Source organism: Chryseobacterium paludis (assembly GCF_025403485.1).
Classification (GTDB): domain Bacteria; phylum Bacteroidota; class Bacteroidia; order Flavobacteriales; family Weeksellaceae; genus Chryseobacterium; species Chryseobacterium paludis.
Map to the genome: position 1 here is coordinate 4,038,658 of NZ_CP099966.1, position 26,251 is coordinate 4,064,908.

The 26,251-nt window shown below is 33.5% G+C and carries 22 protein-coding genes; 7 read left to right on the top strand and 15 right to left on the bottom strand.

The features are described from left to right. Positions 1-314 precede the first annotated feature (314 nt). Both bshA and NG806_RS18355 read right to left on the bottom strand, forming a co-directional pair. Complete coding sequence (gene bshA / locus NG806_RS18350; protein WP_214831220.1) at positions 315-1,463, bottom strand: N-acetyl-alpha-D-glucosaminyl L-malate synthase BshA; 1,149 nt, start codon at positions 1,461-1,463, stop codon at positions 315-317. A gap of 7 nt (positions 1,464-1,470) precedes the next feature. Continuing rightward, on the bottom strand, positions 1,471-3,207 hold the full coding sequence (locus NG806_RS18355) for a glycoside hydrolase family 3 protein (RefSeq protein ID WP_261510986.1): 1,737 nt from the start codon (positions 3,205-3,207) through the stop codon (positions 1,471-1,473). Between the two features lie 116 nt (positions 3,208-3,323). Between NG806_RS18355 and NG806_RS18360 the strand changes: the two genes are divergently transcribed. After that, the gene (locus NG806_RS18360) at positions 3,324-3,866 is read left to right on the top strand and encodes a hypothetical protein (protein WP_261510987.1); all 543 of its coding nucleotides are present in this window, start codon (positions 3,324-3,326) and stop codon (positions 3,864-3,866) included. 71 nt (positions 3,867-3,937) lie between these two features. Here NG806_RS18360 and ribA read toward each other — a convergent pair whose 3' ends face one another. The 8 genes from ribA to NG806_RS18400 all read right to left on the bottom strand — a co-directional run bounded on the left by ribA (position 3,938) and on the right by NG806_RS18400 (position 10,967). Then, positions 3,938-4,534: a GTP cyclohydrolase II gene (ribA, locus tag NG806_RS18365; protein ID WP_214831223.1), complete on the bottom strand. Its 597-nt coding sequence runs from the start codon at positions 4,532-4,534 to the stop codon at positions 3,938-3,940. A gap of 18 nt (positions 4,535-4,552) precedes the next feature. Further along, positions 4,553-5,011: a hypothetical protein gene (locus NG806_RS18370; RefSeq protein ID WP_214831224.1), complete on the bottom strand. Its 459-nt coding sequence runs from the start codon at positions 5,009-5,011 to the stop codon at positions 4,553-4,555. Further along, positions 5,008-5,622 (bottom strand): DUF4254 domain-containing protein, encoded by a 615-nt coding sequence (locus NG806_RS18375; RefSeq protein WP_214831225.1) that lies wholly within the window; start codon positions 5,620-5,622, stop codon positions 5,008-5,010. Before NG806_RS18375 ends, NG806_RS18370 begins: the two co-directional genes overlap by 4 nt. A 15-nt stretch (positions 5,623-5,637) precedes the next feature. Continuing rightward, positions 5,638-5,847, bottom strand: a complete 210-nt coding sequence (locus NG806_RS18380; RefSeq protein ID WP_172284324.1) for a twin-arginine translocase TatA/TatE family subunit — start codon at positions 5,845-5,847, stop codon at positions 5,638-5,640. 30 nt (positions 5,848-5,877) lie between these two features. Further along, positions 5,878-7,437, bottom strand: coding sequence for a peptidoglycan DD-metalloendopeptidase family protein (locus tag NG806_RS18385; RefSeq protein ID WP_214831226.1), 1,560 nt, complete (start codon positions 7,435-7,437; stop codon positions 5,878-5,880). Next, on the bottom strand, positions 7,434-8,276 hold the full coding sequence (locus tag NG806_RS18390) for a DUF4292 domain-containing protein (RefSeq protein ID WP_214831227.1): 843 nt from the start codon (positions 8,274-8,276) through the stop codon (positions 7,434-7,436). Before NG806_RS18390 ends, NG806_RS18385 begins: the two co-directional genes overlap by 4 nt. 107 nt (positions 8,277-8,383) lie before the next feature. Beyond that, complete coding sequence (locus NG806_RS18395; RefSeq protein ID WP_214831228.1) at positions 8,384-9,400, bottom strand: sugar phosphate nucleotidyltransferase; 1,017 nt, start codon at positions 9,398-9,400, stop codon at positions 8,384-8,386. Between the two features lie 145 nt (positions 9,401-9,545). Beyond that, a complete protein-coding gene (locus tag NG806_RS18400) occupies positions 9,546-10,967 on the bottom strand; it encodes a lipopolysaccharide biosynthesis protein (protein ID WP_261510988.1) in 1,422 nt (473 codons plus the stop codon). A 114-nt stretch (positions 10,968-11,081) separates the two neighbouring features. Between NG806_RS18400 and NG806_RS18405 the strand changes: the two genes are divergently transcribed. Next, entirely contained in the window at positions 11,082-12,419 is a 1,338-nt protein-coding gene (locus NG806_RS18405) for a dihydroorotase (protein ID WP_261510989.1), read from the top strand. A 61-nt stretch (positions 12,420-12,480) separates the two neighbouring features. Here NG806_RS18405 and NG806_RS18410 read toward each other — a convergent pair whose 3' ends face one another. The 3 genes from NG806_RS18410 to NG806_RS18420 all read right to left on the bottom strand — a co-directional run bounded on the left by NG806_RS18410 (position 12,481) and on the right by NG806_RS18420 (position 16,817). Further along, entirely contained in the window at positions 12,481-14,778 is a 2,298-nt protein-coding gene (locus tag NG806_RS18410) for a GH92 family glycosyl hydrolase (RefSeq protein WP_261510990.1), read from the bottom strand. Positions 14,779-14,867: 89 nt separating this feature from the next. Next, complete coding sequence (locus tag NG806_RS18415; RefSeq protein WP_261510991.1) at positions 14,868-15,551, bottom strand: response regulator transcription factor; 684 nt, start codon at positions 15,549-15,551, stop codon at positions 14,868-14,870. 18 nt (positions 15,552-15,569) lie between these two features. Continuing rightward, positions 15,570-16,817, bottom strand: coding sequence for a sensor histidine kinase (locus NG806_RS18420; RefSeq protein ID WP_261510992.1), 1,248 nt, complete (start codon positions 16,815-16,817; stop codon positions 15,570-15,572). Positions 16,818-16,987: 170 nt separating this feature from the next. Between NG806_RS18420 and NG806_RS18425 the strand changes: the two genes are divergently transcribed. From NG806_RS18425 to NG806_RS18440, 4 genes are all read left to right on the top strand, one after another. Beyond that, a complete protein-coding gene (locus tag NG806_RS18425) occupies positions 16,988-17,398 on the top strand; it encodes a DUF1573 domain-containing protein (protein WP_214831234.1) in 411 nt (136 codons plus the stop codon). 207 nt (positions 17,399-17,605) lie between these two features. After that, entirely contained in the window at positions 17,606-18,487 is an 882-nt protein-coding gene (locus tag NG806_RS18430; RefSeq protein WP_214831235.1) for an SDR family oxidoreductase, read from the top strand. A 73-nt stretch (positions 18,488-18,560) separates the two neighbouring features. After that, entirely contained in the window at positions 18,561-20,759 is a 2,199-nt protein-coding gene (locus tag NG806_RS18435; protein WP_214831236.1) for a M1 family metallopeptidase, read from the top strand. Between the two features lie 146 nt (positions 20,760-20,905). Next, positions 20,906-21,703: an endonuclease/exonuclease/phosphatase family protein gene (locus tag NG806_RS18440; protein WP_261510993.1), complete on the top strand. Its 798-nt coding sequence runs from the start codon at positions 20,906-20,908 to the stop codon at positions 21,701-21,703. A 4-nt stretch (positions 21,704-21,707) separates the two neighbouring features. On the opposite strand, the gene NG806_RS18445 is transcribed toward NG806_RS18440, so the two are convergent. Then, complete coding sequence (locus tag NG806_RS18445; protein ID WP_261510994.1) at positions 21,708-22,394, bottom strand: response regulator transcription factor; 687 nt, start codon at positions 22,392-22,394, stop codon at positions 21,708-21,710. Next, positions 22,384-23,703 (bottom strand): sensor histidine kinase, encoded by a 1,320-nt coding sequence (locus NG806_RS18450; protein ID WP_261510995.1) that lies wholly within the window; start codon positions 23,701-23,703, stop codon positions 22,384-22,386. The genes NG806_RS18445 and NG806_RS18450 overlap by 11 nt, the downstream gene beginning before the upstream one ends. Positions 23,704-23,834: 131 nt before the next feature. On the opposite strand from NG806_RS18450, the gene NG806_RS18455 reads away from it, so the two are divergent. Continuing rightward, entirely contained in the window at positions 23,835-26,207 is a 2,373-nt protein-coding gene (locus NG806_RS18455; protein ID WP_261510996.1) for an outer membrane beta-barrel family protein, read from the top strand. Positions 26,208-26,251: the final 44 nt, after the last annotated feature.

The window sequence follows — 26,251 nt, forward strand, 5'->3', positions numbered from 1 at the left end:
ACTTTTATCAACTCGTTCTTAAGATTTTTCACCGCCGTATTGTATATTTATGGATGTATAGGATATATATTCAAATGGGATATTATAGCTGTTTTTTTATTTTTTTTCCTTCATTTTAATTAAAGATAATCAGTATCGATCATTTTAGATGAATGAAGAAGTCATATTCAATTATTACATGTAATCATTTGAAACAGGGTAAAAACTAAACCCAGATCAAGCAATAAATGTGATTGAAAATTCATGAAACTAGAAAAGGCCTGGATTAAAAATCCAAGCCTTAATTATATTATTACAGAAGTCTTTATAAAGCACTATGCTTTCGTTAATTCCTTCCTGAAGTTTTCTATAGTTGTTATGTACATTTCTTCATATATAGGAAGAATGTTTTTCAAATCGAATTTTATAGCCTGTTCTTTCGCATTGATCTTCATTTTGGCTAAAAGTTCCTCATTACTTAATAATTTAATGGTGTAGTTACTCATAGCCTCTACATTTCCTATTTCGGCTAAGAAACCTGTTTCACCCTGAATGTTTACTTCAGGAATTCCACCTGCATTGGAGCTGATTACCGGGGTGTTCGCTGCCATTGCTTCTAATGCGGCCAGACCAAAACTTTCCTGCTCAGATGGTAATAAGAAGACATCCGAAAGCTGTAATATTCTGTACAGATCATTTACTTTTCCAAGAAGACGGATTTTAGAAATTAAATCTGGGTTTTCTTCTAAGAACTGATTGACCTTTTCCATATCAGGACCCTCACCGATAATAATGAGTTTAGATTTTACCTTTTTATTTACATTCTTAAAAATCTGTAGAACTTCCTCCACACGTTTTACAGGACGTAGATTGGAAACGTGAATCAATATTTTCTCATCAGGATCAGCAAACTGCGTTCTTTGGCACTCATTGCATTCATCAAATTCAGAATTATCAATAAAATTGGTGATCACCTGAATTGGCTTCTTAATATTAAAAAATTGGAGAGTGTCTTTTTTTAAACTTTCAGATACTGAAGTGATCGCATCCGATTTGTTAATTGAGAATTCTACCGCATGTTTATAACTTGGGTGCTGCCCAACTAAAGTAATATCTGTCCCATGGAGAGTGGTTACCAAAGGAATATCATTATTATCTTCCTGTAGCATCTGCTTTGCCGTAAATGCCGCATAAGCATAAGGAATTGCATAATGAGCATGAAGTAAATCGAGTTTATATAAATTTACGACACGGTATATCATAGAACTTAACGCAATATCATAAGGTTGATATTGGAATAGGGGATAAGTCTGAACATTAACTCTATGGAAAAAAATATTTGGATTGGTAATGTCTAATCTTGCCGGAAGAGCTGAGCTTATGAAATGAACCTCATAGCCTTTGTTGGCAAGGGACATTCCAAGTTCTGTTGCTACGATACCGCTTCCGCCGTATGTTGGGTAGCAAAGTATGCCTATTTTCATTGATTTATTATTGTTTTGATGTTGTAAATATAGTTGAATTCGATTTCGTATCAGGAGCTGAACCTGAATTCAAGTCGATACCCATTCCCGCTTTTAGATGATCGTTGATCAATACTGGAAGCCTTCCCCAGATTTTTGTTTTTCCGAGTAAAGCATCTGCTGTTGCAATCATTGAATCATCGTTGTTCTCATAAGAAACAAGAACAGTTGAAATCTTAGAAATATCAATGTCTTTTAGTGCATAAGCACTTCCAAATACATTTAATATGACTTTTTGATTTTTTGATAGATCGGTCAGAACTCTTTTTGATTCTGCTGAAATTTTATAAGGTTTGTAGGCAGTAGAATTATCTTTATGGAGACCCACAATTACCGTAGAATTAGAAGGAATTGTATTAATTTCATTGGCTTTTTTAATAATTACATTAGAGCCTAACTGGTTGGCAAATGTTTGAAAAGGAGCTTCTTCCAATGGGACATAGTAAATTTGTTTTCCGCTAAGTGGGAGCAGCTTTTGCTCATCTTTTAATAAAGTTAAAGCATTAGAATAAAGATTCTGAACTAAAACTTTGTGAGAATCATTGTTAAGGTCATTATTTATATTCTCAGGATTTTTTGGACTGTATTTTTCCAGACCTAAATAATATTTTGTAAGTAATATTTTCTTTACACTTTCTTCTACCCGGGATTGTGAAATTTCTCCATTATCAATAGCTTTCTGAATTAACTTTTTACCTTCAGATACACCCTGAGAAAAAAGCATAATATCATTTCCTGCTTTGAAGGCCAATTCATCTAATTCTCCAGGTTTGTACTTATTAGCTACAGCTCCCATATTTAAAGCATCAGTAATAATTAAGCCTTTAAATCCTAATTTTTCTTTTAATAATCCTGTAATAATATTTTTAGATACAGAAGCCGGAATTCCTTTTCCTGATTCTAGTGTTGGGACATATAAGTGGGCTACCATTACGCCTCCAATTCCTTTATTCATTAATGCCCTGAAAGGGGCAAGTTCAACTGCATTAAGTCGGTCCAATTGATGTGAGACAACAGGCAGATCTAAATGAGAATCTGTACTTGTGTCACCATGGCCAGGAAAATGTTTTATTGCGGCAAGTATATTGTTGTCCTGTAGTCCATTTGAATACGCTAATGCCGAATTGATAACATTGTCAACCTCAGAGCCGAAACTTCTGTTTCCGATAATAGGATTGTTTGGATTCGTGTTAACATCTACTACAGGAGCAAAATCCCAGTTGATCCCCATTCTTTTACAATCTGCAGCTATTTTAGCAGACATTTGATAAATAAGATTCTTATCCTGAATAGCGCCCAGGGTCATCGCCCACGGAAATTTATGAGCTGTCGCTATTCTTTGATAAAGACCCCATTCAGCATCCATTCCTATCATTAAAGGAACTTTAGACTTCTGCTGAAATTCATTGACGAGCGTAATTTCTCTTGCTGCATCATCCTGCATTAAAATCAATCCGCCGATTTTATCGTTGATTACAATATTTCTAACTTGGTTAATATGGCTTTCATCTTTATTAGTATAAAGGGCAACAATGAAAAGTTGTCCTAATTTTTCATCTTGAGAAAGAGAGCTGTACGTTTTATCAACCCATTGGTTCGCCTTACTTATATCTGCCTGAGAAATGCCCTTTGGCTGATACTGGGCAGTGATTTTTGAACTGATGAATAAGAATATGAAGAGAGAAGTGTAAACTATTTTGTTCATAACTTTAGAATAAGAACAAAAATACAATTAAAAAAATCATCATAATGGATGTTTTTAAGTTTTTTGGTATATGTTTTGGATGTGCTTTATAAATAATAATTAAAACTTTTATAAAAATGAAAAAATTTCTTCCAATCCTCCTATTAGCTTTTGTCAGCTTATTTATTTTTAGCTGTGATAAAGATGATGATAATAACAATTTTGAAGATCATGATACGGTAGGTACAGCTTTTGATATTACGCCGACTTTCACGAGAACAAATGATAATTTATATCAGTATTCAGATGCATTTACCAATCCATTAGTACAATCTGATGTTGTTCTTATTTATTTGCAAACAGGTCTTACGAATAATAACTCTCCAATCTGGAGATTGCTTCCTTATACTTTCTTTACTAATAACAATGTTGCGGTAGATTATTCATTTGACTTCAGTAAGTTTGATATTGGTATTAACGTAAATTCTACATTGAATTTAAGCGCAAGTGGAAATTCAACGTATTACACGAATAAAAGATTTAGAGTGGTAATATTACCTGCTAATACAGGATCTGCTAAAACAAGTAGTAAAGCTTCGGCTCCAGTGGATTACAATGATTACTATAGTGTAATTAAATATTACAATATTGATGAGTCTAAAATAAAGACTAAGAATTAGAATAATATCTTTTCAGTTTTTTATAATTAAAAAAGGCTTCGGAATTTATTCCGAAGCCTTTTGTTTGTATCTTAATTATCATTGTCATCCAGTAGATGACCAAAATAATCTTTTTTTGTCTGTAGGTAGCCTCTGCTAATGTCATTAGCAGGGATTTGTAAAGGAATCCTTGAGTTAAGGTGTATATTACTTTCTGTAACATATTTTACCTTTTCAGGATTATTCGTTAGGAGATTAATATCTTTTACCTCCAGGACATTTAAAATTTCAATGGCTACATTGAAATTTCTGTCATCTGCGGGAAGGCCAAGCTGTAAATTGGCTTCTACAGTATCAAATCCTTTTTCCTGTAGAGAATAAGCCTTTAACTTATTAATAATCCCAATATTTCTTCCTTCCTGACGAAGATAAATAATAATCCCCCCATTTTCATGGATATATTTCATTGCAGCATCTAATTGCTGCCCACATTCACATTTTTTTGAATGGAACACTTCACCGGTAATACATTCTGAGTGGAAACGTACATTGACTGGTTTTGAAAAGTCTGTGTTTTCAGCGATGATTGCCATATGAGGCATCCAGTCATTTTCGTTTTCAGAGAAAGCGATCATTCGGAAAGTTCCATGTTCCGTAGGAACGTTTGCTTCCGCTTGAATTTTAATCATTAATAAGGTAGTCGTTTTTTAATTTCCTTTTATAGCATCCTCGATCACAGAAATATTGGTTTTCAATCTTACCAGATATCTGTTGAGTATTTCGTCATCATCTTTTGGAAGGTTCTGTCTTAGTTTCTGAATTTTTTTATAAGATTTTTCAAAGCTTTTAACAGCTCTGTTCTTTCCTGCAACATTATTGGCATCTATTGCATATAAATAATTCTGCAAGCTGTACTTCAGTGAAACTACTTCTTCGTTTACATTAATGTTTTTAAATTTAGGAAAGGTGGAAATTAAATTAGATATTTCAGAGGCATTTACATTTTCTTTGATATTAATGTCTATGCTTTTCTTGAGTCCTCTATCAGAATCTGAACCTTTTGCTTCACTATAAAAATTACTTGACAACGGAGAAAAATTTAATTTTTCCGATGCACAAGAAGAAGTTAGTATAAACAGTATTCCAAAAAAAAATAATCTTTTCATTTTTGTTGCCCCTTTTGATAAAGGATTGGGTTAAGACTTTCATCGTTATACATTTTCATTTGTTTGTATACTTTCATCTTAACATCACCGTTTTCAATATCAGTAAGCAACTGATTAATAGAAGTTGATAGGTCTTCTTTCTGTATAAGAAGCACATCTAATTTTGCCTGGCAATTTAAACGATGCTCTTCAGAAGCAGATTCTCTATTCGCTTCTAGTGACATATGATAAACCTTTAGTGCAAGTATTGATAATCTGTCTACAGCCCAAGCGGGTGTTTCTGTATTTATCTTTGCATGCGGTTTAGGAGTTATATTTTTAAATTTATTAAGAAACCAGCTGTCAATAAATTCCACTAAATCAGTTCTTTGCTGATTAGAAGCGTCTATTGTTCTCTTTAATTGAAGAGCTTCAACCGGATTAATATTTTCATCTCTAATAATATCTTCCAAATGCCATTGAACGGTATCAATCCAGTTCTTTGCGTACAAAATTCGTTCCAAACTGTCTTTTTCGAAAGGATTATTAATTAGATTGTTAACGTCATCAAATACGTGGTAGTCTTCAATAGATTGATTGAAGACTTTCCATGCAGTCTCTGTGAAATTCATTAATTCTGAAGAATTTTAGTTGCTAGATGGGTTATTTGTCGAAGAGTTTTTATTTTCAGTCGGATTTTTATCCTCCTCTTTTACTGCATCTTTAAATTCCTTGATACCTGATCCCACACCTCTCATTAATTCCGGAATTTTTTTACCTCCGAAAAGTAAAACAAGAAGGATTGCCACGATAAGGATATGTTGCCATGATAAGGCAAGTATTGTTAATGTTTCCATTTCTAAATTTTTTACAAAGTTAGTCTTTTTTTAATAAGAAACCCACCCTAATGGGTCGACTGGTGTACTGCCGTTCCATACCTGGAAATCAAGAGTATAAGAGCCATCAAAATCCTGTCCTACAGTACCTACAATAGTACCTGCAGAGACCTGCTGTCCTTTAGAAACATTTACACCTCCTAAATTAGAATATATTGTAAAATAATTTCCATGTTTTATCATGACCGTTTTTGTACCGTCACTACTTGCGATAACTGAAGAAACGGTGCCTGGGAATACGGATTTAGCACGAGTGCCAGACGGAACGGAAATCTTAATTCCATTATTTTCTTCATCAATATTTTTAAAAACAGGATGAGGATGTCTACCGAAGCGATGGGTAACTTGGCCTTTATCAACCGGGAAGCCTAGCTTACCTCTGTTTTCAGCAAAATTATTTCCAGCGGCTGTAGAAACCCCAAAACTTGTCATAGCTTTAGATTCTGCAGCTTTTTTCTCATCATCTTTTCTCTTTTCCAATGCTGCCTCTGCAGCTTTTGCAGCTGTTAATTTATTGGTTGCTTCTCTTGCTCTTGCATTCGCTTCTGATGAAGCTTTCGCAGCCGCTATTTTTCTTGCTTCATCCTTTGCATTGGATTCTGCACGTGCAGCTTCTTCTGTTCGTTTTCTCTCTTCTTCCGCTCTTTTTGCAGCTAATTCTGTAGCCTTTTTAGCTTCAGCTTCAGCTAATTTTCTTTCTCTTTCCAACGCTTCAGCTCTAGCTCTGTTTTCAGCTTCAATTCTTGCTTTCTCTCTTTCTGCAGCGATCTTGGCTAAACGTATTTTCTCTGCTTCAGCTTTTCTTCTTGCTTCTTCTTCAGCTTTGGCAATTCTGATCTCCTCAAGAATAATACTTCTGATCTGTCCTTCAAGTGCTTTTGATTGTACTTGTTTCTGTTTAAGCTCACCGGTTAATTTAGATTCATTTTTCTTAAATTCCTGAACAAGCTGTTCTTTCTGTGCACGTTCAACATTTATTGTTGTTAAATCTTTTTGTTGGTTAACCAAGAGGTGCTCTTTATCCACCACAGATTTTTGTCTCTGAGCAATTGTTTTTTTGATCTGAGTGGCGGCATCTGTAATTTCGGCTGCTTTTTTATCCTGATAATCGGAGTATTCTTTAAGATATTGGACTCTTCGAATTGCCTCGCCTAAATTTTTGGCAGAAAGAATAAAGGTGACTTTATTTTGTACTCCTTTATTTTTATAGGCGTTTACCAAAACTTCAGCGTAATTCTTTCTTAAAACGGCTAGTTCTTTGTTCTGACGGTTGATTTCCAACTGACGCAGATAAATGTCGTCTTCTATAAATCTTTTTTCCTTTTGAGTATTAGAATAAACTTTTTCTCTTAAAGCCAGTTTTTTATTAATATTGGTAAGATATGCTATAGAAAGCTTGGATTCGTTTCTTGTTTTAGCTAGATCTGAATTTATTTGGGTGATTTGTTTTTTAAGTTCAGCATTTTGCTTCTGCAATTGTTCCTTGTTTTGTTGCCCATTGTGCAATCCGAACAATAAAATACCTATTAAAAAGCTAAATTTTTTAATCATTTAATTTCAATTTTCTTATAATTGGCTGGGACTGAATAGGCCGCCTCCATCTTCGAAAAATCAAATTTCGTATTTTCTAGTAAAATCTGACTTGTTTTTGAACCTTTTATAATTATTTTAACATTTTTTGGTAGACGAATTTCATTATATTCCCCCCAATTGCTATAAGAGATTTCTAGCTCATCCGGTGATAAGACATCCTTAAGATGAACACTCAAAAGATCGTAATTTTCATCATACTGCAATGAAATTTTATATTCTCTGGTCTTTTCTTCTGTTACGATTTTCTGATTTACAGTCGATACCAGTTGATAGCCCTGAGCATTTTTTGTAAGATTGAATTGAGAATCATTAATTTTTATAAAAGTTCTACCCATTAATATTTTCTCCAAAGATTTATAATCGATGAAATTAACGTTCAATAAATGATTGAGATATTCAAAATCAGAATCGATATATGATTTGCTGGTTCTGTCAAATCCTTTTACGCCTTCAGGTGTTGCTGTTCCTCTGGCAACATTAATAAACAATGCAGATAAATTCATCCACACTTTTTTATTATTTTCGATATAGATGGTCGCGTCAAGTGTCGGTACAAAACTTCCTGTCTCTACATTTACTTTACTGTTGATCTTAATCTGATCAAATTTTGGTGGGATCACTACATGTTCATAGAATGTAAATTTATCTCTTACAGGTTCATTTACATCTTTTGGATTGTTGTTGTTTTCTATGACAATACTGTCTTTAGCATTGCTATTATTATTTTTAGCAACGTTCCGAGTTTTACAAGATGACAAAACGAGAAGTAATAAAAGTAATGGAACCCAATTTTTCATGTATTTATCTTTTCGATTAAAATATTACTTTGCAATATTAACGCCAAACCACACAAAACATTTTGTGTGGTTTGAATATATTTTTATTTATTAATGTCAGTTTTTAACTATTTAGATAAAAAATCTAAAACAGAATAATCACCTAACGAAATTTCCCTTGCTACTCCGAAATACTGTGCCGAATTACCAATCATAGAATTTGATAGATTTCCGTGATTGATCTTTGTATTTTCCTGGATCAATGAATTTTCAATATTTGAATTTACAATGACTGTATTATTTCCAAGTGAGACTCCAGGTCCTACTTTAGAATTGGAAATTTTTACATTTTCACCGATAAAACAAGGTTGAATAATTAAAGAATTTTCAATTACTGCGGAAGCAGGGTAGTGAGACATTTCTTCTCTCTCGTATTCAAGAATTTTACTGTTGGTTTCTACAGTTGCATTTTTATTTCCACAGTCCATCCAGTCATTTACTTTACCAAGACTGAATTTACCTCCTTTTGCTCTTAAATTTTCTAGAGCCGTTGTCAATTGATATTCTCCACCATTTTTAATATCATTATCCATGATATAATTGATTTCACTCATCAATTTTTCAGCACTGTTAAAATAATAAATACCAATAATTGCTAAATCTGAAACAAAAGTTGTAGGTTTTTCAACAAAATCTGTGATAAAACCATAGTTATCTAATTTAACAACACCAAATGCTGAAGGATCTTCTACACTTTTCACCCAGATAACACCATCTGAATTTTTGTCCAATTGAAAATCTGCACGGAAAAGAGTATCTGCAAATGCAATAACGATATCTCCCTGCATTGAATCTTCTGCACACTTAATAGCATGGGCTGTCCCAAGAGGGTCGTTTTGATAATATATACTTCCTTTTGCGCCTAATTTTTCAGCAATCTGGATCAGGGATTTTTCAATTTCAGCACCAAAATCTCCGATAATAAAAGCTACCTCCTCGATGTCTTCACCGGCAACTTTAGCAATATCTTCTACCAATCTCTGTACGATAGGTTTTCCTGCAATAGGAATTAATGGTTTTGGAACGGTAAGTGTATGTGGACGTAATCTGGAACCACGTCCAGCCATTGGAACGATAATTTTCATAAATTATATTTGGATATTTTAGTTGTTTTTTATTTGATTTATGGTTTATAGGTAATAATAAAACCCAGTTAGATGCGTAATCGTATTATTTTTAAATATTCGTTTAATTTTTCAAATTCACTAGCATCAAAATAGAGACCAAAGTTTAGTCTTTTCTGATTCTTGATAATAACATATCTTTTTCGGTATACAATAAGATTCCCGTATAAGATAAAAATAAAAGGTTACCTACCCAGAAATTATAATCGAAAAGATTGACTATCATGTAACTGAATACGGACAAAAGTAGAATAAAGAAAGAGATTTTCTTCATCCTATATGGAATTGGATAATATTTTTGACCTAAAAAATAAGATAGCACCATCATGGTAAAGTAAGCTGCTAAGGTTACCCAGGCAGAAACCATAAAACCATATTTAGGTAAAAGTAAAAGATTTAAAACAATGGTAATTATAGCACCTGTCCAGGAGATATAGGTACCTACTCTTGTTCTGTCGGTCACTTTATACCATGTTGAAAGATTATAATAAATTCCAAAAAATAAATTGGCAATTACAATAATCGGAATAATATTTATGGCAATCCAGTAAGAACTGTTTGGTACCAGCAAAAGCTTTATCCATGATACATTAGCAATGATTCCTAAAGCAACAACAGAAGCAAAGAAAAAAAAATATTCAGTTACCTTTGCGTAGGTGAGCTTAGCATTTTCATTTTGCATTTGTTTAAAGAAAAAAGGTTCAATACCCATTCTATATGCAGTTACAAAGAGAGTCATCAATACTGCCATTTTATAACAGCCACCATAAGCTCCGGCCGCTCCATCATCTATAATAAATTTTTGAATAAACTTGTCAAAGTTTTCATTCACCATAAATGCCAATCCCGCGATCATAATTGGCCACGAGTACTTAATCATTTGAATGAAAAGGTCCTTAGAAAACTGAAATTTAAGTTTCAGTATAATTGGAAAAACAAGAATAAACCCTAAAAAACTGGCTGCTAGATTACTGTAAAAAGGATAGGTTACTTTTTCTTTTAAACCAAATTTAAAACTAAGTTCTTCGGGAATATAAAGGAACAAAGCAATTACAAAAATGCTCTGGAAAATAGCTTGTATTACTCTTACTGCTGCATACTTAATAGGTTTATTATTAAATCTCAGCCAAGCTAAAGGTATAACAAGTAGGTTGTCAAAAAATGCGATCCAGGCAAACCATCGGATAAATTCCGGTGTTTTAGAGTATCCGAAGACATTCGCAATCGGTTGATTAAAAAGTAATACCAATATTAAAAAAACACTGGATAAAACGGTTAGAAACCAAAATGAAGTATTAAAAACTTTTTGTTCATCATTTTTATTGGATGAAAATCTAAAATAAGCTGTTTCAAAACCAAAAGAGAGAACAATATTAACAAAAGAAATTAATGCATAGAGATTGGTGAAGATCGCAAAATCGCTGACATCGATGTGTTTTATGAATAAATAATTAAGCAATACTACAATCACTCTCGGCATAATTGCCCCAATTCCATATATAATAGTTTCGTTAAGAAGTTTTTTCAAAATGCGAAATTTCTTGCAAATGTAAATATTTAGAAATTGATTTTTTATCAAGGATATTAAAATTCATTCATAAACCTTAATTTTGTAAGGAATCTAAAGTCTAAAGAAAAGTAAATGAGAACCCTTATCAAAAATGTAACAATCGTTAATGAAGGAAAGATCTTTGAAAGCGATATTTTAATTGAAAATGATTTAATTTCTAAAATACAGCCCAATATTTCTGAAGATGCTGATCAGGTTATTGATGCTTCCGGAAAGTTTCTTTTACCAGGAGTGATTGATGATCAGGTGCATTTTCGTGAACCAGGATTAACACATAAAGGAGATATTGAAAGTGAATCCAGATCTGCTATTGCAGGAGGTATTACAAGTTTTATCGATCAGCCTAATACCGTTCCAAACGCTGTAACTCAGGAATTGTTAGCTGATAAGTATGAGATAGGTTCTAAAAAAGCATATGCGAATTATGGCTTTATGATGGGGGGAACTAATGATAATCTTGAGGAAGTTCTAAAAACCAATCCTAGAAATGTTCCGGGGATTAAATTGTTTTTAGGTTCTTCTACAGGAAATATGTTAGTAGATAACCCTGAAACTTTAGAGAATATATTCAGCAATACCAAAATGCTGATAGCCGTTCATTGTGAAGATGAAGCAACCATCAGAGCAAATACTCAAAAGTATCTTGATGAATATGGTGAAGATATTCCGGTAAAATACCATCATTTAATAAGAAGCGAAGAAGCTTGCTATAAGTCTTCTTCCAAAGCGATCGAACTGGCACAAAAAACGGGAGCAAGGCTTCATGTTTTTCATCTTTCAACAGCCAAGGAAACAGCACTTTTCAGAAATGATATCCCTTTAAAAGATAAAAAAATAACAGCCGAAGTTTGTGTACATCACTTAACTTTTACCAATGAGGATTATGAAACCAGAGGCGGATTAATAAAGTGGAATCCTGCTGTAAAAACGCAGAAAGATAAAGATGGACTTTGGGAAGCTCTTTTGGATGACAGAATTGATGTGATTGCGACAGATCATGCTCCACATACCTGGGAAGAAAAACAGAATGTATATACAAAGTGTCCTTCAGGTGCCCCATTGGCTCAACATTCATTGACGGTAATGTTGGAGAATTTTAAGAATGGTAAAATTTCTTTAGAAAAGATTGTTGAGAAGATGTGTCATAATCCGGCTATCTTATTCAGAGTTGATAAAAGAGGTTTTGTTAGAGAAGGATATAAAGCAGATTTAGTGCTGGTTGATTTAAATGAAAATTGGACGGTAGCTAAAGAAAATATCTTGTACAAATGTGGATGGAGTCCATTGGAAGGCATGAATTTCCATTCTAAAGTGACTCATACTTTTGTAAATGGTCATTTGGTATATGATAACGGAAAAATTGCGGAAGAAAAATTCGGGGAGCGTTTGCTTTTTGAGATTCAGGAATAAATTGAAGAGGCTGTCTTATTAGACAGCCTCTTTTATGTTTTTTGAGAATGATAAATATTAATTATTTCTTCGCTTTCGCGCTCATGTAAAAAGTCAATTTCCCTCCACTCGTAATATCAGAATGTTTCAATATGAAATTCTTTATTTCTTTACCATTTAAAACAATCTTTTCTACATATACATTCTTTGGACTTTGATTAACCGCTTCAATTTCAAAGGTTTTTCCGTTTTCTAAATTTAGTGTTGCATGTTCTATAGCCGGGCTTCCAATTGCATAATCTTCAGATCCGGGAGCAACAGGGTAGAATCCAAGAGAGCTTAATATATACCATGCACTCATCTGCCCGGCATCATCATTTCCTCCTAATCCATCTGGAGTAGCTTTATATTGCATTTCTAAAATATGACGGATCTGTGCCTGTGTTTTCCAAGGTTGTCCTGCCCAGTTATAAAGATAAGCGACATGATGAGCCGGCTCATTTCCATGAACATAGCCACCAATAATTCCTTCACGTGTAATATCCTCCGTATCGGCAAAAAATTCATCAGGTAAATGCATGCTAAATAATTCATCAAGTTTTGTTGAAAACTTTTTCTTGCCACCCATTAGAGTAATAAGCTCATCAGGATTTTGGGGAACGAAGAAGCTGTAGTTCCATGAGTTACCTTCAATAAATCCTTGCCCGTGAGTACTCAGTAAGTCAAAATCTTTTTTGAAACTTCCATCTGCTAAACGAGGTCGCATAAACCCGATGTTTTTATCTAAATTATTTTTCCAGTTTCCGGAACGCTTGATAAATTGATCGTAAATTTCTGTTTCACCTAAATGTTTTGCCAATTGAGCAATTGCCCAATCGTCATAAGCATATTCTAAAGTGTTTGAAACTGAAGTTCCACTTTTTTCAGCAGGAATATAACCTAAATCTATATATTGTCCTATCCCTTCATAATCTCTTTTGTTGGCTGTTTCAACGCAGGCTTTTAATGCAGCTTTAGGATCGCCGGTATAAACTCCTTTGATAATAGCGTCTGCCACTACACTCACACTGTGATAACCACTCATACACCAGTTTTCATTAGCATAATGAGACCAGATCGGCAGCATTTTCATAGAGAATTGCTCATAATGAGCCATCATAGATTTTACGATATCATCATTTCGTTTGGGCTGAATAATATTAAATAAAGGATGTAAGGCTCGGTAGGTATCCCAAAGTGAAAATGTAGTATAGTTGGTAAATCCATTCGCTTTATGAACATTTTGATCCAAACCTTTGTATTCACCATTGGCATCCATATAAGTTGTAGGATTAATGAATGTATGATACATTGCCGTGTAGAAATTTGTTTTTTCGGTCTCGGAACCTTTAACGATAATTTTGTTTAACTCATTGTTCCAATTTTCCTGAGCTTTTACTTTTACCTGATCGAAAGATAAGTTGCCGGCCTCTTTTTCCAGATTGTCCATGGCATTTTTTTGACTGACAGGGGATAATGCTAATTTTACTTCAATAGCTTCATTTTCATTCGTGTCGAAATCAAAATTCATTTTCAGATTTTTTCCGGCGATCTCAGGGAAATTTTTAGTCTGGTCAAATTTCCTCCAGAAACCGCCATAAACCTGCTTGCCATCATAGTTTTTTTGACCGTATGATTTAAAAGGTTTGGAAAATTGGATGGCAAAATAAACGGTTCTTGTCCTTGCCCAACCACTGGTCTGTCTATATCCGGTAATGGTGTGGCCATTTTCTACACGGACATAAGTCCAGACGTTTTTACCATTATAATTATAAATCCCGGCCATCAGGTCTAAAATAATGTGTGCCTGATCTGATTTTGGAAATGTATAGCGCTGAAGGCCTACCCTTGTTGTTGTTGTAAGCTCAGCTAAAATATTGTGATCTTCAAGTTTTACTTTGTAATAACCAGCTTCTGCTTTTTCGTTCTGGTGAGAGAATCTACTTCTGTAACCGCTTTCAGGATTGGAGGCCGTTCCAGGATTGAATTGTAATTTTCCTACTGTAGGCATCATCAATAAGTCTCCTAAATCTGAATGACCTGTTCCGCTAAAATGAGTAGAGCTGAAACCCACAATTGTTTTGTCTTCATAGCGATAACCTGCACAATATTTGTAAACTTCCCCATTATATTTTCCGTTGAGTTCATAGGAGATGGTATCTGTTTCAGGGCTTAACTGAACAGAGCCAAATGGAACTGTCGCTCCAGGATAGGTGTGCCCCATTTTTTCAGTTCCGATAAGTGGATTGACATATTGAATTAATTTTTCAAATTTTTGAGCTTTAAAACTGATGCTAAAAAATAGCAGGAATACAAAAAGATAAGTTCCTGATTTTATCATGGGTAGGTAAATTTTTAAAAAGATAAAATTAAATAAAAAACAAAGAGTAATTATCTACTGCCTTACTTTATATGAAATTCGTTAAGTATTTATTTTTTTTCAGAAAAACGGAAACCTATTCCATGTAGATTTTCAATCAAAATATTCTTCTCATCAATAAGTACTTTACGCAGTCTGGAAATAAATACATCGAGACTCCGTCCCATAAAATAATCATCATCACCCCAGATCGCTTTAAGGATATCCTGCCTTTTTAGAACAACATTTTTGTGGCGGATAAAATATAATAGCAGTTCAGATTCTCTTTGTGTAAGCGTGATGCTGCTTTCCATATCCTGCAGGGTATAGTTCTTGGGGTCAAAATTATATTTTCCGACTTTATATTTTAGCTGAGAGGTATCTGTTTTCTTTGTGCGTTTCAGGAAAACTTCAATTTTTAGGATTAATTCCTCTATGCTGAATGGTTTTACCAAATAATCATCAGCACCAATTTTCAGCCCTTTGATCCGGTCTTCTTTTAAAGCTTTTGCAGAAATGAAAATGATGGGGATTTCAGAATTTTTACTGCGGATTTCCTGGGCTACTTCAAATCCATTCAGTTCTGGCATCATAATATCCAAAAGACAAATGTCAAAACTCTGGCTATTGAATGCATCAAGTGCAGATCTTCCATCAGGATAACAGTAGATTTCATAATAACTTTCCAGGCTATCCTTGATGAGGAAAGCTATAGTTTTGTCATCTTCTGCATATAAAATTTTAGATTTCTCCATATCTACACATTATTAAATTTAAAATGGGAAAAAGATCGTTACCGTAATTCCTTTATCTGTATTATTCTCAACTGAAATTTTCCAGTTATGTTGCCGGACTACTTTTTTTACATAAAATAACCCTAATCCAAAACCATTGATCTCCTCCGTCTTTTTTGTATTCACCCTGTAAAACTTTTCAAAAATATCAGAAATATTTTTAGCAGGAATCCCCATTCCATTGTCTTTAAACTTTAAATATAAGCCTTTTGAGTCTTTAGATGCTGAAATTACAATTTGGGGTTTTCCTTCACAATACTTTATGGAGTTATCTAAAATGTTGTAAATGATATTTGTAAAATGAAATTCATCTGCCATTATGGAGAAGCTGTTTTCGATTTCTACATGAATGGTAACATTTTCATTCTTTTGCTGTATGGTACTGGTAATTTCCTGAACAAATGGAAGTAATATTATTTTTATGGGCTTTAAGGACAGTCCTGAAGAATCATTTTTAGCAATATTCAGTATTTTTTCAATATGGCTATTAAGCTTATAGCTTTGATTAATAATGATGGAAGTATAAGTTTGCAGTTTGGGGTTTTCCTGTACTATATTTTGCTTACTGAGAGATTCTGAAGCTAAAAGTATAGAAGATAATGGTGTTTTAAATTCATGGGTCATATTATTGATAAAGTCACGTTGTAGTTCTGAGAATTTTTTTTGTTCAATAATAGTATATATGGAATATACATATACCAAGAGAATGATAATAAGAGCAAATGTAAGTAAATACCAAAACCTAAGTGAACTTATTAAATAAGTCGTTTTATCAGGAAAGCGTATGGAAAAATAATAGATAAGATTTTTATGCTTTGGAAAATTAATAACCTTATCACTGGGGCTCTCCTGATTTTTCGACATATATTTCCCATAAATCATTTTATCGCTATGGCAATTGTATAGGGCATATACATAATCGGTATTAATTTGAAAACGGGTGAATTCTGTTCTAAGGTAATGTTCCAGAACGACAGGGTGAAATTCATTATTGGTATTGACCACGTAATAGTCATTGGCAATATTCTGTACAGGGTTTTCTGTGAAAGAAGCCTTTCCACCAGACAATTTTTCCGCTACCTCTAATAAAGCGATATTTACTTTTTGGTTAAATTTTTTATCTTCAAGATTATATGCCTGTCGGGTCCATAGCAGCTGAGCTATTAAAATTCCGATAATAGCAATGAATCCTAACGTTATAATGATATTAAGTTTTTTTATTTTCATTTCTGAAACAATATTATCCAAAAATATCTATTAATCTTTTATCATTAACAACTCGTTAACAAATGTTTGACAGCGGTTAACAAGTTGTAGTGCTAATCCGCTTTACATTTGCTATACAAAAAGATAATAACCGGTTCCTTAAATCTTTATAACAAATAAAATTTATACTCATGAAAAAATTAAAAATCTCAGCACTTTTGGCTGTTTTGGCATTCTCACCGTTTTATGCAAATGTATTTACTGCTGAAAGTACTTCAATAGTAAGAATGATTGCAGATGCAATTAAATGGAAATCAGAATCTATAGATGTAGGAAATATTCCGCAAGGAAAACCAAAGATTATCAGATTTGAATTTACCAATACATCTTCAAAGCCAATAGTTATTGAAAATGTAGCGCCATCATGTGGTTGTACAACAGCAGATTATACTAAAACTCCAATTCTTCCAGGAAAAAAAGGATTTGTAGAAGCCAGTTTTAATGCAGCTGCTGCAGGCCCTTTCATGAAAACGGTGAATGTTACAACAAGCGAAAGCAAAACTCCTAAAACACTTTCATTTAAAGGAGTAGTGGTTTCATAATACATTTTACGATAAGATAATCATAAGAACAACCTTGCCATTTATGACAAGGTTGTTTTTTTGCCTTGTCTTGTAAGCTATTGTCATTTTTCTTCTATGACTTTTAAACATAGCAGAGAATAACTATTTATAACATTATTATTTATCCCATTATTTTAAATGGCATGAATTCAATATTTAGTATTTTTAGGAAAAAATAAAATTTATATGAATTTATATACACAACCAATGTTACGTGAAGGCGCATTAAAAGATAAAGTAGCTATTGTAACAGGAGGCGGAAGTGGTCTTGGAAAAGCTATGACCAAATATTTTCTAGAGCTTGGAGCTAAAGTTGTTATTACTTCAAGAAATCTTGAAAAGCTACAGGGGACAGCAAAAGAACTGGAAGATGAAACAGGAGGTAAAGTTCTTTGTGTTGCGTGCGATGTAAGAAACTGGGATGAAGTGGAAGCGATGAAAGAAGCGACTCTGAAGGAATTTGGAAGAATTGATATTTTATTGAACAATGCTGCAGGGAATTTTATTTCACCAACAGAGAGATTAACGCATTCTGCTTTTGATTCTATTTTAGATATTGTTTTGAAGGGAACAAAAAACTGCACACTTTCTATAGGAAAGCATTGGATAGATTCTAAAACTCCAGGAACAGTTTTAAATATTGTGACGACGTATTCCTGGACAGGTTCAGCTTATGTTGTTCCTTCAGCCTGTGCCAAAGCAGGAGTTTTGGCTATGACCAGATCTTTAGCGGTAGAATGGGCAAAATATGGAATCAGATTTAATGCTATTGCTCCAGGACCATTTCCTACAAAAGGAGCTTGGGATAGATTACTTCCCGGAGATCTACAGGAGAAATTTGATATGAAAAAGAAAGTGCCGTTAAGGAGAGTTGGGGAACATCAGGAGTTGGCTAATTTAGCTGCTTATCTGGTTTCAGATTATTCTGCTTATATGAATGGAGAAGTAGTAACCATCGATGGTGGTGAATGGCTTCAAGGTGCTGGAGAATTCAATATGTTGGAAGATGTTCCGCAAGAAATGTGGGATGCTTTAGAAGCTATGATCAAATCTAAAAAATCAAATTAGTTAAATATTCCCGAATCTGTAACAAGTTCGGGATTTTTTTTACTTATCTAACAAGATCTTAAATTTTTTTTAAATGAATTGTAAACTCCCAACCCTTGTTTCCGCTATTGCAGTCTTTCTGTTTTCAGGATCTGCTTTTGCTCAGGAAACTCCGAAATATGATTATGTAGAAGCATTCAAACCTTTCTTCTATCCTCAGACGGGGACGGAAACCCGTTCTGCAAGCGGGCAGCCAGGTCATGCTTATTGGCAGAATTCAGCTGACTACAATCTAAATGTTAGCCTGAACGATACTAAAAATGAAATTACAGGTACCGCTGAAATTAAATATACCAATAACAGCCCGGATCAACTGAGCTTTCTTTGGTTACAGCTGGATCAGAATTTATTTGAGAAAGACTCACGTGGTAATGGTGTAGTACCTATGACAGGAAGCCGAAATGGTGCTCATGGAGAAAAACTGGAAGGTGGTTATAAAATTAAATCTGTGAAACTTGACGGTAAGGATGTAAAATATACGATTACCGATACGAGAATGCAGATTGATCTGCCTAAGGATCTTAAATCAAAAGGTGGAGTCGCAAAAATTACAATAGAGTATTCTTTTGTATCTCCAGAATATGGGTCTGATAGAATGGGAGTACAGGAAACTAAAAATGGTAAAGTTTTCACCATGGCACAGTGGTATCCAAGAATGTGTGTTTACGATGATGTGCTGGGTTGGAATACAATGCCTTATCTTGGTGCATCAGAATTCTATTTAGAATATGGAAATATCACAGCAAACATTACGGTTCCAGCTAATCAGTATGTAGTAGCTTCTGGAGAACTTCTCAATTATAAAGAAGTATATAGCAAGGAAGAAAATAACCGATGGGAGCAGGCAAGAAACAGTGATAAAACTATAATGATCCGTCCAGAATCAGAAATTGGTAAAAATCAATCCTCAGGAACTAAAACCTGGAAATTTAAAATAGATCAGGCAAGGGATTTTGCCTGGGCATCTTCATCGGCATTTGTATTGGATGCAGCAAAAATTAACCTGCCAAGTGGTAAAAAATCTTTAGCTATTTCTGCTTATCCCGCAGAAAGTGGTGGTGAGAAGGCCTGGGGGAGATCTACAGAATATACCAAGGCAGCAATAGAACATTATTCTCAGAAATGGTATGAATATACTTATCCGGCAGCCACAAACGTTGCTGGAAATGAAGGTGGAATGGAATATCCGGGTATTGTATTCTGTCATATGGATTCTAAAGGCGATGACCTTTGGGGAGTTACCGACCATGAATTCGGACACAACTGGTTTCCAATGATTGTAGGTTCTAATGAGAGGTTATTTGCATGGATGGACGAAGGTTTTAATACATTTATCAATGAATTATCTACAGAAGCTTTCAATAAAGGTGAATATTATAAAAAACAGAATATCGCTCAAACCGGAAGTTTTCTGATGAGTGATAATTTTGAGCCGATAATGGTTGGTGCCGATAATATGAAAGAAAGAAACATTGGCGTTCTTGCTTATTTTAAACCGGGTATGGGATTAGGGATTTTAAGAGAATCAGTTCTTGGTCCTGAAAAATTTGATAAGGCCTTTAGAACATATATTGCACGATGGGCTTTTAAACACCCAACACCATGGGATTTCTTTCATACAATGGAAAATGTTTCCGGTGAAGAACTGAACTGGTTCTGGAGGGGTTGGTTCTTTAATAAATGGAAAATTGATCAATCCGTTAAGAACGTGAAATACATCAATGGCGATTTTAAAAATGGAGCTCAGATTACGGTTGAGAATCTTGGTCAATTACCGATGCCAACTACAGTACAGATCAAGTTTAAAGATGGAACCACACAGATTGTAAAACTTCCTATTGAACTTTGGAAACGTAATAACGAATGGACTTTTAAAGTAGATACTGCTAAAGAGATCAATGAGGTGAAATTGGATCCGAATTCTCAGATCCCAGATATTAATCCGAAAAATAATAGCTGGCCTACAGAAGAAGTAAAGCCTGCTGAAAAAATTAACCTGAAAGAATTTACAGGAATATTTGGTAGTAAAGAAGTTCCAATAAAAATAACATTTACTGAAAAAAACGGACAGCTTTTTGGGCAAGGAACAGGACAACCTGAGTTTCCGCTTGAATATGCTGGTAACAGTAAATTTACTTTTGATCAGGCTGGACTCGCTATCATTTTTAGTAAAGATAAAAAGTCGATTACTTTTACGCAGGGCTCAAAAGAATTCAAATTCACAAGAGAATAGTTTTCTTTAAAACATCTAAAAGAACAAATATTTAACAATATAATCATGTTTTTAAAGCTTCTCTATCATAGAGAAGCTTTATTTTTGTTATCTTATTATTTAAAATAATTATGATTATGAATTTTAAGTTTTCAATCTTTTTTTTAATGTTTTTTGCTACTGGATTCTCACAGGATCTTAAAGTAATGAGTTTTAATATCAGGCTTCAGGTAGATTCTGATAAAGAAAATGCATGGACAGAAAGAAAACCGGAGGTACTGGACTTACTAATGTATTATCACCCGGATTATTTTGGAGTTCAGGAGGCACTTCCGGAGCAGATGAAAGACCTTAAAAGTGGATTGAAGAACTATGATTATGTAGGAGTAGGAAGAGATGATGGTAAAGAAGATGGTGAGTTTTCGGCTATTTTTTATGATAAAGAAAGATTGCAGGTATTACAGTCAGGCACTTTCTGGCTTTCGGAAACTCCTGAAAAACCTTCCAAAGGTTGGGATGCTGCCTGCAACAGGGTTTGTACTTATGCTGTTTTCAAGGATAAGAAATCTAAAAAAGAATTTTTAGCAATGAATCTTCATTTTGATCATATCGGAAATGTAGCAAGAACGAAATCCGCAGAATTAATTTTAAAAAAGATAAAAGGGTTAAATCCTAAAAATTTACCATTAACGTTAAGTGGAGACTTTAATTTAACGGATACCAGTGAACCAATTAAAATCATTTCTCAAAATCTTAAAGATAGTTTTTATAATTCCGAAACTAAACATTATGGTCCGGTAGGAACTTTCACGGCATTCAATGTCAATGAAATCCCTAAAGACAGGATTGATTATATTTTTGTAAAAGGAATGAAAGTAAGATCCCATAGGCATATTAATGATAGAAGGACGAACTTATTATACCCTTCAGATCATTTTCCTGTTATTGTAGATCTATCATTATAAAATATTATTTCTTCGGGAAATCAATTTCGAATCCAATTCCTCTCAGGGATTGGATTTTTATTTGTGGGTCATCACTGAAATATTTTCTAAGTCTGCTTATAAAAACATCCAGACTTCTTCCTGAAAAATAATCATTAGCTTCCCAAAGGTTGTCAAGAATGTCATCACGCTTTATGGTTTGATGGTTGTATTTTAAAAGATAAAGTATGAGATCTTTTTCACGGATCGTTAGTCGAACATTTCCCTTAGGATGTGATAACAGAAGTTTTTCAGAATCGAGAATGTAATCACCGATTTTTAATTGTGTTTCTACAGATGGAAGGGTACTTCTTTTTAAAATATTCCTTATTCTAAGGATCAGTTCCTCAGGATCACAAGGCTTAGCGATATAATCATCAGCACCCATTTTTAAACCGGTAAGCCTGTCTATTTTTTGATTTTTTGCGGTTAGAAAAAGTAATGGAAAATGGGGTTTCTCTTTTAGGATTATTTTAGCTAAAGAAAATCCATCGATATTTGGCATCATAATATCTAAAATTCCAATTTGGAAAGAGAAGTCCGAATCTAATAAAGGTATTATATCTTCAGGATTTTGAAACCAGGTTACATCAAATTCATCCAGCTCCAGATATTGTTTCAAAATCATTCCAAAGTCAGGATCATCTTCTACCAAAAGAATTTTAGTTTTCATAAGGCATTTGTATTTTAAACGTTGTTCCTTCTTTTAGCTTACTTGCAACTTCTATCTTTCCATTATATTTTTTGATGATTTTTTGAATAAAATATAAGCCTAAACCCAAACCTTTTGTATTGTGTATGTTATTGGATTGTATTCTATAGAATTTTTCAAAAATGCTTTTCAATTCTTTTTTTTCCATTCCCTGTCCATTATCCGAAACTTCAATTTCTAAATGATGCAATGGTTGGGTAATCTTAACTTTTACAATAGATGCACCATATTTCACGGAATTTTCGCAAAGATTTTTCACCATAGTTTCCATCAGGTTTTTATCAAATGGAAGTTCTTGTGATATTTCATTTTTTAAATCAAACTGGATTTCTGAATACGTAAAGATTAGATCTTCAATAAAGAAGTCCCAGTCTTCGGGTTTTGTTGTAGATATTTCTTCTTCTGTTTCATCTTCATGAAGCTGAGACATCAGGTTTTCAAGACGGGTGATCTGTCTGTCTATAAGTGGTAGTGTCTCTGGATTTAAATTCTTTTTTAAAGCTTTTGAAGCTATTTTAAGTGTAGCAATGGGGGTTTTAAACTCATGCGAGATGTTGTCAACAACTGTATGTAAAATTTCAACCTGTCTTTGTTGTCGGATGAGATTCTTAACGGTGAAAATATACAGTATTAGAACACTGGATAGTATTGCAATACAACATAAAATAAGTAAAGCCAGGTCTTTAAAAACGATATTTTTAATATTTAGAATTTGATAACTGGTTTGGCTTTTTAAAAAGAAGGTGTTATTTCTTTCAATTTTTGGAAGATCATCAGAAACTGACTTTGAAGAAGTTTCCCATGTCCCGGTATTGGTGGATCCAGGTTCTGTAACTTTATTTTCAGTTTCGTAAACAATGATAGGTTGATCTATGAGATTGGTTTTTGTAGGGACAAAAGTGATGGATTTATACTCGATTTTCACGGCGATTATATATCCTTCTTTTTTGAATTCGTTATCTACATACTGGCTGAATTGTTTCTCAACATTCTTTCTGTTAGTAGTGAAAAAGTCTAAGAATTCTTTTTTACTGATTTCTTTATTGTTGTATTTTATAAAGATCTGTTGCAGTGATTGATTAGGTATCTTTTTTACCCCACCCTTGTCCTCTAGTCTGTCCGTATATGGAGTAAGTCTTTTATGTATAGTTCTATAGATTTCACGCTCTCTTAATTGATATGTTTTATAGGTAAAATAAGCTTGAATTCCTAAGAGAAACAAGAATAGTACTGTAAAAAGAGCGATAAGATTTTTACTTTTGGAAATCATCTGAACAAATATAAAAATTTCCTTTTTTCCTAATAGACATTAACTCATCATTAACCTTCTATTAACCGAAATTTCCTCTGATAATATACACTTTTGTAACGGAAGATCTTTCTTCTGTTAAAATAAAAGTCATGTATAAGTTTCTATTTTTTTTATGTCTCCCAATATTTCTGTTTTCTCAGAAACAAAAAATTGAAGGAACGGTATTAAATGCTGAAGGAGAAAAGCTTCCATTGGTGTCCATTGAAATTGTAAATTCAAAAAATGAATTGCTCAAAAAACTAATTACTAATGAAAATGGAGAATTTGTAATACAGGATATTTCTGAAAAATCTGTAAAATTAATCGTTAAGGATCTGGAGTATGTCCAGTTTGAGAAAAACCTGGATTTGGAAATTCAAAATCAACCGATAAATATTGTTTTAAAAAAAGAGATTCAAGATATTCAGGAGGTGGTGATGACGAAACAAAAACCATTGGTTAAAAGAAAGATTGACCGTCTTGAATTTAATGTGGAGAATAGCAATATTTCCTCTCTTAATGCATGGGAAATTTTAAAGAAAACCCCTGGTGTTACAGCTAATAATGATGTTTTGGCTATTAAGGGAAGTCAAAGTATTCTGGTGACCATCAATGATAAAAAAGTTATGCTTACAGGGGATGAGCTCAAGAATCTTTTAGAAAGTACACAAGGAGATGAGTTGAAAACTGTAGAAGTAATTACCAACCCACCTGCGAAATATGAAGCATCAGGAAGTGCTGTTCTCAATATTGTTATGAAAAAGAATAAAATAGAGGGCTATCGTGGTACACTTTCTTCCAAGTATGTACAAACTCAATACGCAAAAGGCTTGGTAGGAATTTCTCAATATTATAAGAAAGATAAGCTTTCAATGATGGGGAGTTATTATTTTGGTTCAGGAACTTATTATCGTGAAGGAACAGATTATGTAAACTACGTAGAAAGTGCTACCAGATGGATCAGTACAATGAACAGAAAAGACAAAAATAAGAGTCAGAATACATTGAATTTTAATGTTGAATACGAATTGGATAGTCTCACTAATTTAAGTCTCAACTACTCTGGGAATTTTAATCCAAGATCTTTCGGAACTTATCATGTACCTACTTTAATTTATAATAATCAAAATGTGGTTGAATCTAGTTATATCACAATCAATGATCATAATTCTCGTTCCATCAATAATTCCTTAAGCTTTCAGGTGGAAAGAAAATTAAACAAAAAAAGCAGCTTGGCGTGGATCAATTATTTTGCAGGAAATAATACCCGTAAATATCAAAATGTTCTTACTCATCTTGATTTTATTAATCAGCCTCCGGGAGAAAATAATTTTTTAACGAATAATAGAAATAATGTTCAGTTGTATTCTACCCAGGCAGATTATCAATGGAAAAATGAGAAGTGGGAGTGGGAATCAGGTGCAAAATATAGCTTTGTAAAAACAGATAGTCAATTGGATTTTTCTGATAACGAAAATGGGCAGGTGGAATACAGACCTGAAAAAAGTAATGTTTTTGATTATAAGGAACATAATTTTGCACTTTATGGTTCAATGGCTTACAATCCCGGGAAGTGGAACTTTAAAGCCGGTTTACGTGCTGAAAAAACAGATCTTGAGGGTATTGTCTCGGAGCCTTACGAAGTGAATACAAATAATTATTGGAGAGTATTTCCTACTTTGTATGCCCAATACACAACAGAGAATAATCACCAATTTGGATTATCTTATGGAAAGAGGATCAGCAGGCCTTCCTACTCATGGCTAAATCCTGCAAAGTCCTATTATAACTTGTTTTCATATTTCCAGGGTGATCCAAAATTGAAAGCAACAATTATTCATAATCTTAATTTAACTTATACCTGGAAGGAATGGAATTTTGATTTTTATTACCGAAAAGAGGTTTCCCCATCAATGGAGATTTCATATCAGGAACCCAGCAATAATAATCTGATCTATCATTACACAAATATTGAAAAAGGAGAAGCATACGGGTTGAGTTTATACAAAAGTTTCCAGCTTAAGCCGTGGTGGAGTTTAAGTGTATCTGAAAATCTTGAAAATAATCAAAATTATTTTATTGGTGTTGATAATATTTTATATAAAAATAAAGTCTGGAACTGGGTTTCGGATGTTTCCACAAGCTTCACATTAGATAAAAACAGTGACTGGAAAATAGAAGTTGGACATCAGTATAATTCTCCTTCTATACAGGGAACGTTTAGGATTTCAAGTTCTTCAACCACCTATTTGGTGATGAATAAGAAATTCTTCAGCAAAAAGCTGGAAGCAAGTCTTTTATTAAACGATATTTTTAGGACTTCCGGAGAGAAGGTAAGTACAAAATACGCTAATCAGGATAATTATTATTTGGATTATCGTGATGTTCAGAGTTTTTCGGTTACCCTAAAATTTAACTTTGGAAATCAGTCTGTTAAGAATACAAAGAACATAAAAAAGGCAGATGAACAAGATCGGATGTAAATAAAATATGTTAAAACTTGCTTTTATCAGACTTAAAAAGATGA